Below are 13,060 nucleotides of genomic sequence, written 5' to 3' on the forward strand. Positions count from 1 at the left end.
CTCTTTAATTTGAACTTTCAACTATCCCAATCTCCTCCTCCGTCAACCCATACAACTCATAAACCATCTTATCAATTGCCGCATCGGTGTTGTCAATTTGTGTTTTTAGGGTAATGGCTTTTTTCTGTTCTTGGATAAAATAATCCTCCCATTCCGATTCTTGCGATAGAGAGAGTTTTACTTTCTTTTTGCCCAATTCCTTGATAAAATCGCCATAAGACAACAAATACCAATCTTGCAGTTTTTTGGGCAATGTAACAGCATCAACAAGGGGTTTAAACCCCTTGTCATCGGTAATGTCGAAAAATTTCCTTTGAAGGGTTCTTTGGAATTTTTGCGCAAGGAGTTGAAACTCCTTGTTGAGTGTTAGCATCAAATCTGCTTTTTCTATGAAAGAGTGTTCTTGCTCTTCATTAATTATAGGAATAGGGATTTGTTCAAAATATTGTGGTTTTACTTCAATATAACCACCACTTCTTACAACACAAATAGACAATAGAAATTTCCAAACAATTTTAGAATTTAAAATACACAGCAAAGCTTTACTTGCTACGGGTAAAAATACAGCGGGTGCATTGATATAAACACCTTCAGCATCAAAAGCAAATTTATTTGAGTTTTGAAGGTTCGGAAATATAATTTTAGGCTTTTCAAATAAATCATAATAAGCGCAATTTCTTAATTCCCACCAAAAATCGCCTTTGTCATATCTTTTTTTAGCCAAGTCTTCAAAAGGCAGAAGAATTTTCATTATTTTAGGAAAATCAATCTTTAATTTCTCTAATGCTTCGCTTTCGTTAATTTCATTTCCGTAAGTTCTCTTAGTCCATTTGCTTTCAAAAAAAATCAAGTTTTGTTCTGAATTTGGAGTAAGCCATTTCTTAATTTCTTTCCCTTCATAAATAGGTTTTATATGATTTGAGTTATTTTCCCCTTTTACTATAAAGGCATCATTTAAACCTGTAATAATTCCTCGATAGCATTTACCATATTTCTCTTTTATCGTTGGGAAATCTGATATTTTCTTTAATAAAACAGTCTCATTTGAACCCGAAAAAGACCAAGCTTCGGCTGATAATAAATCTTGGTTTACCGCAACATTTTTATGAAGTGCAATGTCTATTGTTTTTGCTTGACTTGATTTAGGAATTTTCACAAACTCGAATTCCCTTTCTTTAGAAGTTAGTTTTTTGTTTAGTGTAATAATAACAGGATAAGTTGTAGCTCCTTCAAAAATTTGAACTTCTGTAAAATCGATGTATTTTTCGAAATTTGTTTTGCTTTGGAGATAATTTCTCAAAACAAATCCCGCATTAGTTTTATCAAAAGTATTAGAGATAAATCCCATAATTCCATTGTCTTTAATCAATGAAACACTTAATTCATAGAAATACGAAAACAAATCACTTGCAGAATGATAGACTTCAAATTTTTTGGAAAAATAATCTTTATAGATACTCAATAATTCAGCTCTCACGTAAGGCGGATTCCCGATAATCACATCAAAACCACCTTTGTACTCGTCTCGAAAAGCATAATCATGGTCACAAGCGATACTTTCGACAAGGGGTTTAAACCCCTTGTTGCTATGCGGTGGCAAATTATGTTTTGCTCTATTGTTTTTTACGTATTCGATGGTGTTCGACAATTGATTTTCGTCAACAATTTCTTTGCAACCAAATTTTTGTGTCCATAGAGGAACGCTTTTTTCTGCTTTTTTTGAGGCAATGGGCTGAAGCCTATTGTTGTTGTCTTCTGTTGCGTTGGCAATGGGCTTAAGCCCATTGTTACTATGATATTCCTTGTTGATGACAGGATTTACCCCATGACTTTTATTTACTTCTCTCGCTGTACGCCCTTTTATTTTTCTGACAATCTCGTCAACCGCTTCCTCTTCACAAACTAAAATGATATGAATATGGTCTTTACAGACATTAAAGCCCAAGATATTTAAATTTTGTTCTTTTACCAATGTAGAAACCGTTTCTGCAATTACCATTTCATCATCATCAGTAAGATAATTTATTTGAGGTTCGGGCATAGTTCCCATTGCCCTTTTTTCTCGTACTTTATGGTCAATCATACGTTGAGATGTTCGACTATCGTGAATGGCAGTTGTAATATGAAATGCTTTTTTCTGCTTTTCTTTAAAAACTTGCGGAAAGGCAGTTTGCCAATTAAAGGCTTTGTCTCCCGCTACTGCAACATCGTCAATTAATGAGTTTCCGCACTTGATGTTGTTGTTCAGGTCATTGAGTTTTCTATTGGACTGTGCGGTGCGTAGCCAAAGAGATAGTTTGGCAATTTCAACACTTTCCTCGTTTAGGTCAACGCCAAAGAGGTTGTTCTCCAAAATGCTTTTCTCCGCATCGCTCAAAACCATTGCATCGCCAAAGAGTTTGGCTTGTAGTTCGTCTATGTATCGATGCTCCTCAATCAAGAAATCCAAGGCTTGGTTTAAGAACGCACCACTACCGCAGGCAGGGTCACAAATGGTCAATTGCAAAAGCCAATTCCTATAATCGGTCAGTTTCTCCAGTAACGGTTGCTTGAGTTTTTTTGCAAGGGGCTTAAGCCCCTTGTTGCTATGATAGTCTTCCTCAATGATATTTACTTCGGCTTTCTTTTCTTCGCAAAGTTTACCAATAGTATTTTCGACTATATATTTGGTAATGTATTTTGGGGTGTAGAAAACACCGTCTTTCTTGCGTTTGGTTTTGGTCTTGTCTATTTCCTGACCTTCGAGTTGCGCTTTTATTTCGTCTAACTCATTCAGGGAGTTTTCAAAAATATGCCCCAAAATATTTACATCGACTTCGCTTGCAAAGTCATATTCGGACAGCTTAAGCGTATGGTTGTAGAGTAAATTATCGTCTATTTTTATGCTGTCTAAAATTTCATCAGGCTTGAAAAGTCCACCATTATAGGCAAAAACATCATATTGTTTCCCTTTGTATCCCGTATTCAGATAACCAAAATACTTTTTGAAACGGTCGTAAAGTGGTGTGTATTCATCCAATTCTCTTAACTGATTCCATTGTGCCAAAATAAGCCTAACCGAATTTGGAGGTAATAAATGTCGGTCTTCGCCAAAAAACAAAAACAGAAACCGGTCTAAAAGCTTTTGGGATTTTTTGAACAGCTCCAAAGGCTCATAATCGGGATTCAACTCTACCAAATTTTGGTGTAACTCTCTTTTAAAAAGTGAGTAATCTTTGTAGAGTTTTTTGGTAATTACGTCTTCTTCGCTTAGCGATTCGTCCTTGATTTTCTTGGCAATGTTTTTTGCAATGTTATCAAATCCCAAACACAAATAAAGCAAATCAAAATCGGCCTCGGTAAGCGTGAAGAGATTGAATTCGATGTGTTCTATAGCGTTGTCAATATAAAAACGAATTTTCTCAAAATTGGAGGTAACGATATAAGTACAGTCGGGTTGGTTGTTTTTATACCCAAACGCCTGTGTTTCTATTTTTCCTAAATCGGTGGTGTTCGTTCCTTTTAGTTCAATAACGGCTCTTACCTTTTCTTCGATAATAATAGCGCCGTCAGCTTTCTTACTGTCCTTTACGTTTTTGTATTCGGTGGTAAGGTTAAAATTGGCATCAGGATTAAGGCTGTAACCGAGAATTTTTACGAATAAATCCCTCAAAAATCCCTCTTGGTATCGCTCTTCCTTGCTGTTTCGGATATTCTCTTGGATAGTCGGATTGTGAAAATGATTTTTGAAGTCATTCCATAGCTTTGTAAGTATCGTTTTATCTTGAGTTTTTAAGTATTTTGCGATTACCGATTTTTGGAATAATGGCATTTCTGAAAGATTAAGATTTTAATTCCTAAAATTAGTAAAGTATGGGCAATAAATAGGAGTTAAAGTTTTTAGTTTTTAACAAGTACTGAACGATATTTGAAAAAAATGTTGCAAAAAGAAGTATAACGTTTTTTTTGGATTGTTGTAATGCGAAGAATTATACCAGAAACTAAAAAAAGATTGTTTATTTATGGATTTTTATAGTGGGATTCGCTGTTGTTTGGAATAAAAAATAGGCTTATGTAAACGACATTGAATTGTTAATCTAAAATCAACTATTAAAATTGCTTATATTTGCAGATTAATTGTCGTTTTACGGCATGCGCGTGAGGGATAGAAGTGGAAAGCCCACAGCAAAGTGTAGCGATAGCGAAACTTTGCGAGGACTTGTAGCGTATAGCCCGACGGCTTTTTCTGCCGTCACGCCCATACTTCGACTACGCTCAGCAGGACATAAAATTTGATATTATTTACAACATGAAACATATAAGGAATTTTTGCATTATTGCACATATTGATCACGGAAAAAGTACATTGGCAGACCGATTATTGGGAGCAACCCAAACGGTAACTGCCCGTGAGGAAAAGGCACAATTGCTTGATAATATGGACTTGGAACGCGAACGTGGTATCACGATTAAGAGTCACGCCATACAAATGGAATACACGTATAAAGGACAAGAGTACATTTTGAACTTGATTGATACTCCGGGTCACGTGGATTTTTCTTATGAAGTTTCCCGTTCGATTGCGGCTTGCGAAGGAGCGTTATTGATTGTAGATGCTGCTCAAAGTATTCAGGCACAAACGATTTCTAATTTGTACTTAGCTCTAGAAAACGACTTGGAAATTATTCCGGTTTTGAACAAAGTAGATTTACCAAGTGCTAATCCAGAGGAAGTAAGTGACGATATTATTGATTTGCTTGGCTGTAAATTGGAAGATATTATTCATGCTTCGGGTAAAACTGGTTTTGGTGTAGAAAATATATTGGCAGCGATTATCGAAAAAATTCCGCCTCCGTCAGGAAATGTTGATGAGCCTTTGCAAGCTTTGATTTTTGACTCGCATTACAATCCGTTTCGTGGAATTGAGGTTATTTTCCGTGTAAAAAACGGTCAAATCAAAAAAGGGCAAAAAATTAAGTTCATGGCTACCGGCAATGAATATTTTGCAGATGAAATTGGAACTTTAAAATTAAACCAAGTTCCGAAACAAGTGATTTCGGCAGGAGATGTTGGATATTTGATTTCGGGTATAAAGGAAGCCAAAGAAGTAAAAGTTGGAGACACATTGACGGATGCAAAAACGCCAACTACCAATATAATTACGGGTTTTGAAGATGTGAAACCAATGGTTTTTGCGGGAATTTATCCTGTGGACACCGAAGATTATGAAGAGTTGCGGAACTCGATGGAAAAATTGCAGTTGAATGATGCTTCGTTGGTATTTTTACCAGAAAGCTCAGCAGCATTGGGATTTGGTTTCCGTTGTGGATTTTTAGGAATGTTGCACATGGAAATTATCCAAGAGCGTTTGGAGCGAGAGTTTAACATGACGGTGATTACTACGGTTCCCAATGTTTCGTATTTGGCGTATACCAAGAAACATCCAGAAACACCGCTTGTTGTCAATAATCCTTCCGACTTACCGGAGCCTTCTCGTTTGAACCATGTGGAAGAGCCTTTTATAAAAGCTACCATAATTACCAAAGCGGATTATGTGGGGAATGTAATGAGTTTGTGTATCGAAAAACGTGGTTTAATTACCAACCAAACCTATTTGACTACGGAACGTGTGGAGTTGACTTTTGATATGCCGTTGGCCGAGATTGTATTCGATTTTTATGACCGTTTGAAAACCGTTTCCAAAGGCTATGCGTCATTTGATTATACGCCAATTGGAATGCGAACTTCTAATTTGGTCAAAGTAGATATTTTATTGAATGCTACTATTGTGGATGCTTTGTCTTCGTTGATGCATACTGATAATGCCTATTCGATTGGTAAAAAAATGTGCGAGAAACTGAAAGAGTTAATTCCGCGCCAGCAATTTGATATTCCTGTTCAAGCAGCAATTGGTGTGAAAGTAATCTCTCGTGAAACGATAAAAGCCTTGCGTAAAGATGTAACTGCCAAATGTTATGGTGGCGATATTTCCCGTAAACGAAAATTATTGGAAAAACAGAAAAAAGGGAAGAAACGCATGCGATTGGTAGGAAATGTAGAAATCCCGCAAGAAGCGTTTATGGCGGTGTTGAAATTGAATGATTAATCTTTTTATATAGCAAAGAAGAAAGAAAAAAGAACAAAGAGAAAACCTGATGATGAAAATTGTCAGGTTTTTTTGTTTTATTGCTTGAAAGAACTCTTTTTTAATTTCCTAAAACAAAAAACCCGATACAATGATTGTATCGGGTTTTTATATGAATTAACCTTTATTCACTTCAAAAACAACTAGTAATTAAATTGGCTTCTGTTGTCTTCGATTTTTGCAATTCCTTTCAAAGCAGGAATAACTCTGTTGGCATCGTTTGCGTTTTGAGCCTTTAATTTAGCAACGTAAGCTGCATGTTCTTTTAAAACTGGTGCTTTTACAGTTGCTAGATTTTTAACTACGTAAACGCCTGTATTTCCTTCAATAGGTGACGAAAGTGTATTGGCAGCTAATGCAAATGCGTTTCCTACTACTTTTGGCTCTTGACCCACGCCACCTGCCAACACTGGATTTTCCATTGTTACAGCAACTGCTTGTTGTACTGGAGCTCCTACTGCTTTTGCAATGGCATCAATTGATGTCCCAGACATTTTTGCTTTGATCAATTCGGCTTTTTTCTTGTTTTTAAGAATTGGCTCTACATAAGGTCTAGCGCTAGTTACCGCAACTAAACCAGATTTATCTTCGCTTTTTAATTTTGCAATAACGTAACCTACATTAGCTACTTCAAATCTTTTTACGCTACCTACTTTTGTGTCGGCTTCAAAAGCCCATCTTACAATCGTTCTTTGATTTCCTAATGAACCAAAATTTTCATCCATTGCTTTTACGCTTACTGGAGGAGCGACAGTTAATTTCATGTCTTTGGCTACTTTGTCAAAATCTTTATCGGCTACAGCTAACTCAAATTGACCCGCTTGTTCGAATACTTTATTTGACGTAGCTTCAGAAGCTTCTACTTTTTGAGCTACCGTTGCTAAACGAATTCCGTCTTGCTTATCGGTAATTTTGATGATGTGAAATCCAAAAGGAGTTTCTACTAATCCAACTTTTCCGATAGGATTGCTAAATACAAAATCATTAAACGGTTTTACCATTTGGTTAGGACCAAAATAACCCAAATCACCACCTTGTTGCGCCGAAGAATCATCGGAACTTGTAAAAGCCAACATCAAGAAACTATCTGGATTGGCATTTACTTGTGCCAAAATTGCTTCTGCTTTGGCTTTAGCTTCTTCTTTGGTTCTTTTCTCTTTTTTATTTGGCACTTGCGTTCCTTCGTAACTAATCAAGATATGACTTGCTTTTGCATTTACTCCAGCTTTCATTCCTAAAGATTTAGAAATACAGTAGTAATTTCCAAATTTATAAGGCCCATAAACAGCCCCTGGAGCCAAGCTAAACAGTTGGTCTGCATCTACAGCTGGCAAATCTTTTTTGGCAACATAAGTAGAATCATAAGGCACATCTGAATTTGAATTTACAAATTCAACAGTGTTTGTAGCGGCTTTAAATCCTGGTAAAGTATCATTTTTGGAAGTTGCTTGATTGTAAACAACACTTCCGTTTAACAATCCAGCAATTTTGGTTTTAATTTCATTTTCATCCGCAACAGAGGCCTTGTCTTCGATCAAAGCATAGGAAACTTCACGAGATTCGTCTGCTTTGTATTTTTTTTCATTTTTCTTCATGAAATCAGTAATCTCGGCATCAGTAACTTTGACATCACTGTCTTTGATGGTAGAATACAATCCAGCAACGTAAGCAAAATTCACTTTGTTGGATTCCATTTCATATTTCAATTTTCCTTCTGCTTCGGTAGTATAAATGGCTGATTTTATCAACGTATTGTAGAGTTGGTATTTGGCGTTTAGTTCCGCATCTTTCTCTCTGTCTTTTAGATATTGGGCTTGCTCTGGATTTGATTTGAAATATTCTTTGAATTTTACAATATCAAAAACTCCTGCGGCATTCATAAACAATGGATTTTTTCCAATGTTTTGATCTGCTTTCAAAACTTCTAAAATGTGTTTTTCACCAACTCGCAATCCTAATTTATCAAATTCAGAAGTAAGTAAAGCGATTGAAACTTCTTGATCCCAAACACGATTAGCAGCTGCAGTTGAGGTAATTCCTTGACCACTTTTCTCTACATTACTTACTTTGACTCTAAAATCTTCAAATGCGATATCTTTTCCATTGATGTTCCCTACATCTTTTGAACTGGTGCCAAACCCTCCTTTTCTAAAAAGATCTTGTATTATAAATGCAAATAATGCAAGTGCAATAACTGCTATCATTAAAGCGGAACGTTGTCTAATTTTTGCTAAAACTGCCATTTTTATTGTTGTTAATTTTTAAATTCAGTTTGCGAAAATACAATTATCTAATTAATAATTATACTAGTAGCGTTTTATTTTACAAGAATTTTTATTTTCTCAAAAAAAATCACTCTCGAATGCTCATTTTAACTAATTCTATTTTCTTATTTGTGGCTTCTTCAATACTAAAATGAAAGATTCCAATGGTAATATTTGCCCCTTTTTGAGGGATTTCTTTAGTGAAATCGACTATAAAACCGCCGAGTGTTCCATACGAATCACTTTCGGGAATATTCAACTTATAGGTTTCGTTTAAGTAAGCAACATCCAATCGGGTCGAGAATAAATAAACACCTTCTTGAACCACTTTTTCTATTAATTCCTCATCAAAATCATGTTCGTCTTCAATTTCACCAAAAAGTTCTTCTACAATATCTTCAATGGTTATAATTCCTGATGTGCCTCCGTATTCGTCAAGAACTACGGCAACACTTTTTCGTTTTTTGGTCAATAATTTCAGTACATCTTTGATAAAAATGGTTTCGGGAACAAATTCTACTGGAATTACAATTTCGGATACTGTTTTTGGTTTTTTGAACAAATCAAAAGAGTGAATATAACCCAGAATATCGTCCAAGGAGTTTTGATAAACCACAATTTTAGAATACCCTGTTGTGATAAAAATAGTTTTTAGTCCCTCGATTGTATCCACCAAATCGATGGCGGCAATTTCGGTTCTTGGCGTCATCACATCTCTGGCACGCACGCCTGAAAATTCTAAAGCATTCTGGAAAATTTGTATTTCGGAATCTACTTCCTCATGATCCTCTACGGTGCTCATTTGCTCTGTTATGTAATTGCCTAGTTCTACTTTACTAAAATACAATTGCACTTGATCGCCTTGGGTTTTAAAGAATTTTCGTAGCACAAAATCAGAAACCCAAATAAAAAATGTAGAAATAAAATAGAACAGGAGGTAGAAAATATAGGCTGGAATGGCAAAAAATTTGATAAGTGTATTGGCATAAATTTGAAAAAACACTTTGGGCAAAAATTCAGCTGTGATCAAAACAATTAGGGTAGAAAGCACGGTTTGCAGGAACAAATTCGATAAATCCGAAAAATGATACGGCAAAGAATGAATCCAATTCATGAGCATTTCGCCCATAAAAAACCCATAAACAACCAAGGCGATATTGTTGCCAATAAGCATTGCCGCAATAAATTTAGATGGTTTTTCGGTTAATTTAGTTAATGTCCGAGAAAGGAAATTATCCTGTTTTTTTTCTATTTCAAGATAAATTTTATTGGAGGAAATAAATGCAATTTCCATTCCAGAGAAGAAGGCGCATAGTATTAAACAAAGTATTATAATACTAATTTCCATGTTTTAGGATTTATTATTTCGGTCTTCAAATTTCTTCGAAAAACGTTGTCTGAAGAAAAACATAAAAATGGCTGAACCTGCAATTATTAAACTCAACCAAGAGCCATCGGTACCATTATTCCATTTTGAAATACCGTCGTAAACGAAATAAGCGGCAAAAACGAGGTAAATATAGGCGGTAAATTTTAAATAATTCATGGTATTTGGTGTCTTTTTATTATTCGGTCGAAGCTACTTCTCCTGATATTTTTTGAGAATTAACGACTTTAAAATCCTTGCTAAAATCAATTCCTTGTCCATTCGAAACGCCTTTTGGGCTGGTAAATTTAAACTTTTTTTCGGTATAAAACCATTCGTTTTTTTGATCAAAAAACAATTGTTCGGTTTCTAATATTTGTCCGTCTTCGGTGGTGATTTTTACTTTTCCTTGTAAATCGATAATTCCTGTTGGTTGGTAGGAAATGGCATAGTTGGATCGTACAAAGGTTTTTTTGGCTTTTTTGTCATACAAAGTAACGTCAATGCCTTTTGGAAATTCAGTAAAAGGAAAGTCAACACTGGAGTAATCTAACATTTTTGGACTGACCAAAATAGCAGTTATCTTACCAGAATCTGTGTATTTTAAATTCAGTGATTCGGCTTCACCACTTGGTGCAAATTCCGAAAAATGTATTTTTTGAACTTCTTTAAAGTTACTTTCACAGCTCATAAATCCTGTCAAAAGCAGAGTGATGACGGCTGTAAATAGCACTTTGTTTTTTAAGAAATTCATTAGGAAAGGTTGGTTTAATTGAATTTTCTTCTTTCAAACCATCGGTCATTTAGCGAGAAACTCACGCTTACATTAGCATAATTTTCTTGAATCAAACCAGCTGCTGTAGTTCCTTTTTTGCCTATTTCTAAACCAAAATTAAAATTAGAAAACGATCCAGATGAAGGCAATCCAAATCCTAATGTTACTGCTCTGTCATTAATGGATTGATTGTTAACAATTAAGCCCGTTTTCTCGTACCGAAATCCACCACGGTAGGTAATCCTTTTGGCGTAACTAGTAAATGAATTGTAGTTTGGAATATAATAACCACCTAAACTGTATTTAGCATATTTGCCAAAGGTAGCATCGCCTACGTTATTATAATTATTGGAAAAATTTCCTTTATCTCGTAAGGCAACTTGCCCACCCAAAAGCCATTTTCTTGTTTCGCCAACACCTAAACCAAAAGTTATTTTACTTGGTAATTTAAGGTCGTTTTTGGTTTTTACCGCATCAAAAGAATCGCTAACCACTAAATCAAATGCCGAATTGTATTTTACGGTCGCTATATTTCGCTCATTAGTAGCAGACAAAGTGCTTTCAATCATATAACTTACAGAACTGAAAAGGCTTAATTTTTTGGTGATTTTAGTTTGATACATCGAACCAATATTGTAATTCACTCCTGATAAATTAGCCACATTAGATTCACGAGTACCTACAGGCACATCCGTTATGAACTCTAAATTACTGGCTTCAATTTTTCCAAAATTGTAGCTTACATCAGCACCAATAGTAAAGTTTGGTGTGATTTTATATCCTAATCCTGCAAAAACTTTATTCAAGCCTCCGCTACCTTCAAGTCGTTTGTTGGTTTCCCCTACAACGGATGTCAACGATTCGATTTTGTATCCCACAGAAGAATACGGAATCAAACCAAAACCAAAACCCAACTTTCCTATGGGAATACCAATTCCTAAATAGTCCAAGGTCGTTCTTTTGGCTGTTGCTTTATCACTATCGGTTTTAAGTTTTGTTGTCCCGTAAGTTGCACTCATGGTAAAAGTGGTTAGCTTGAGACTGGCATAACTGGCTGGATTATCAAAATTCATGTGAATACTGTCCTGCTCAACGCTCACACCACCCATAGAACGGGTTTCAAGCGCTCCTTTGTATCGAATATCACCAATACCATAATACGAATAAGGGGATGAAGTTCCTTGTTGTGCTGCTGCAACTAGCGATAAAAGCAAACAAGCAGTTATTATAATTCTTTTAATCATTGTTGATTTTATATTGAAAAGTTTGGTTCATACTTTCTAAAAGAAAATTTGAATTGGCAAATATGGTATTTTTTAATCGGTTAGCCAAAAAATCTGCGTCTCCACCCGTTAAAATTATTATAAAATTTGGATACTTTGCTTTGTATTCATCGATAAAACCGTCAATTTCATATACCAAACCGTTTACAACTCCGGAATGAATGGATGCCTCCGTTGAGGAGCCTGTTAAACCATGGGGTGCTTGCAAGGATAGTAGAGGAAGTTTTTCGGTGTAATTATGCAAACTTTCATAGCGCAATCGCAATCCTGGTGCAATGGCACCGCCCCAATAGTCGTTATTTGTGTCAATAAAGTCATAAGTCACACAAGTTCCTGCGTCTATTATCAATCTATTTCTATTAGGATGCAGCATTGTTGCTCCAGCTGCAAGCACCATTCGGTCGATTCCTAATGTATGGGGTGTTTCATACTTGTTTACAAACGGAAAAGGATTGTTACGAGTAATAAAATGAACTTTTAGCGTTGCTTCAAAGGTAGAAAAAGCCTTTTTTTCGATACTTCCTACGCTAGAAACGACCAAATAAGTCACATTTGGAAATTTTTTTAAACTATTTTGAATATTTTTTTGAAGTTTATTTTCGTCAAAAATAAAAAAATCCAAAAGAGTATGCCCCTCAAAAACAGCACCTTTAATCCGTGTATTGCCAACATCTATTACTAAAACCATACTAATTATTTAGAAGTTGCAAAGATACGAATTGATTTTTTTTAAAATTTGTTTTGGATAAATTAAAAATGGTTCTATATTTGCACCCGCAACAAGCACGGTGCCTTAGCTCAGATGGTAGAGCAATGGACTGAAAATCCATGTGTCCCTGGTTCGATCCCTGGAGGCACCACCAAAACCCACTCAACCGAGTGGGTTTTTTGTTTATAATTGTTTTTTAAGTTTACTTTTTTAAAATCAAAGTTTGCAAATCAAACCCATCAGGGAGTAATTCGCCTGTGATACCTCTTAAAACCAAAAAAACCGCTTCTTTCGAAGCGGTTTTGTACCCGGAGCCGGAGTCGAACCGGCACGGTTTCCCACAGGTGTTTGAGACCAGCGCGTCTACCAATTCCGCCATCCGGGCGAAGCAGACCGAAGTAACAACAGTTACTTCACGCAATAAAGAACTATTTAGTGGTAGCTAAACAGCTTTTCCCTTTAACACGGTGCAAATGTAAAAAATAAAATTAAAAATTCTACTAAAATTACTTAAATTTTTGCTTTCAGAGTGAAATAAT

8 protein-coding genes and 2 tRNA genes are annotated in these 13,060 nt (G+C 35.6%); 2 read left to right on the forward strand and 8 right to left on the reverse strand.

The features are described from left to right. Nucleotides 1–4: 4 nt before the first annotated feature. A complete protein-coding gene (locus tag FNW21_RS13495) occupies nt 5–3,811 on the reverse strand; it encodes an Eco57I restriction-modification methylase domain-containing protein (protein WP_144257285.1) in 3,807 nt (1,268 codons plus the stop codon). Between the two features lie 477 nt (nt 3,812–4,288). On the opposite strand from FNW21_RS13495, the gene lepA reads away from it, so the two are divergent. Then, complete coding sequence (gene lepA, locus FNW21_RS13500) at nt 4,289–6,085, forward strand: translation elongation factor 4 (RefSeq protein WP_144257286.1); 1,797 nt, start codon at nt 4,289–4,291, stop codon at nt 6,083–6,085. A 182-nt stretch (nt 6,086–6,267) separates the two neighbouring features. Here the strand turns inward: lepA and FNW21_RS13505 are convergent, their stop codons facing one another. The 6 genes from FNW21_RS13505 to FNW21_RS13530 all read right to left on the reverse strand — a co-directional run bounded on the left by FNW21_RS13505 (nt 6,268) and on the right by FNW21_RS13530 (nt 12,500). Further along, a complete protein-coding gene (locus tag FNW21_RS13505) occupies nt 6,268–8,367 on the reverse strand; it encodes a peptidylprolyl isomerase (protein ID WP_144257287.1) in 2,100 nt (699 codons plus the stop codon). A gap of 109 nt (nt 8,368–8,476) precedes the next feature. Beyond that, nucleotides 8,477–9,736 carry a hemolysin family protein gene (locus FNW21_RS13510; RefSeq protein WP_144257288.1) on the reverse strand — a complete coding sequence of 420 codons (1,260 nt, stop codon included), beginning with the start codon at nt 9,734–9,736 and terminating at the stop codon, nt 8,477–8,479. Between the two features lie 3 nt (nt 9,737–9,739). Beyond that, complete coding sequence (locus tag FNW21_RS13515; protein WP_144257289.1) at nt 9,740–9,934, reverse strand: hypothetical protein; 195 nt, start codon at nt 9,932–9,934, stop codon at nt 9,740–9,742. A gap of 19 nt (nt 9,935–9,953) precedes the next feature. Beyond that, a complete protein-coding gene (gene lptC, locus FNW21_RS13520; protein WP_144257290.1) occupies nt 9,954–10,508 on the reverse strand; it encodes an LPS export ABC transporter periplasmic protein LptC in 555 nt (184 codons plus the stop codon). 14 nt (nt 10,509–10,522) lie between these two features. Further along, on the reverse strand, nt 10,523–11,773 hold the full coding sequence (locus FNW21_RS13525) for a hypothetical protein (RefSeq protein WP_144257291.1): 1,251 nt from the start codon (nt 11,771–11,773) through the stop codon (nt 10,523–10,525). Continuing rightward, entirely contained in the window at nt 11,766–12,500 is a 735-nt protein-coding gene (locus FNW21_RS13530) for a type III pantothenate kinase (RefSeq protein WP_144257292.1), read from the reverse strand. The genes FNW21_RS13525 and FNW21_RS13530 overlap by 8 nt, the downstream gene beginning before the upstream one ends. Nucleotides 12,501–12,599: 99 nt before the next feature. On the opposite strand from FNW21_RS13530, the gene FNW21_RS13535 reads away from it, so the two are divergent. Next, nucleotides 12,600–12,675, forward strand: a tRNA-Phe gene (locus FNW21_RS13535). A gap of 151 nt (nt 12,676–12,826) precedes the next feature. Here the strand turns inward: FNW21_RS13535 and FNW21_RS13540 are convergent. Continuing rightward, nucleotides 12,827–12,906, reverse strand: a tRNA-Leu gene (locus FNW21_RS13540). Between the last annotated feature and the right edge of the window lie 154 nt (nt 12,907–13,060).

The organism is Flavobacterium restrictum (genome assembly GCF_007097245.1).
Taxonomy (GTDB): domain Bacteria; phylum Bacteroidota; class Bacteroidia; order Flavobacteriales; family Flavobacteriaceae; genus Flavobacterium; species Flavobacterium restrictum.

What these genes read in the sequence shown, in the direction of transcription:
- FNW21_RS13495 (WP_144257285.1), bottom strand. Translation starts at nt 3,811, where the DNA reads ATGCCATTATTCCAAAAATCGGTAATCGCAAAATACTTAAAAACTCAA.
- lepA (WP_144257286.1), top strand. Translation starts at nt 4,289, where the DNA reads ATGAAACATATAAGGAATTTTTGCATTATTGCACATATTGATCACGGA.
- FNW21_RS13505 (WP_144257287.1), bottom strand. Translation starts at nt 8,367, where the DNA reads ATGGCAGTTTTAGCAAAAATTAGACAACGTTCCGCTTTAATGATAGCA.
- FNW21_RS13510 (WP_144257288.1), bottom strand. Translation starts at nt 9,736, where the DNA reads ATGGAAATTAGTATTATAATACTTTGTTTAATACTATGCGCCTTCTTC.
- FNW21_RS13515 (WP_144257289.1), bottom strand. Translation starts at nt 9,934, where the DNA reads ATGAATTATTTAAAATTTACCGCCTATATTTACCTCGTTTTTGCCGCT.
- lptC (WP_144257290.1), bottom strand. Translation starts at nt 10,508, where the DNA reads ATGAATTTCTTAAAAAACAAAGTGCTATTTACAGCCGTCATCACTCTG.
- FNW21_RS13525 (WP_144257291.1), bottom strand. Translation starts at nt 11,773, where the DNA reads ATGATTAAAAGAATTATAATAACTGCTTGTTTGCTTTTATCGCTAGTT.
- FNW21_RS13530 (WP_144257292.1), bottom strand. Translation starts at nt 12,500, where the DNA reads ATGGTTTTAGTAATAGATGTTGGCAATACACGGATTAAAGGTGCTGTT.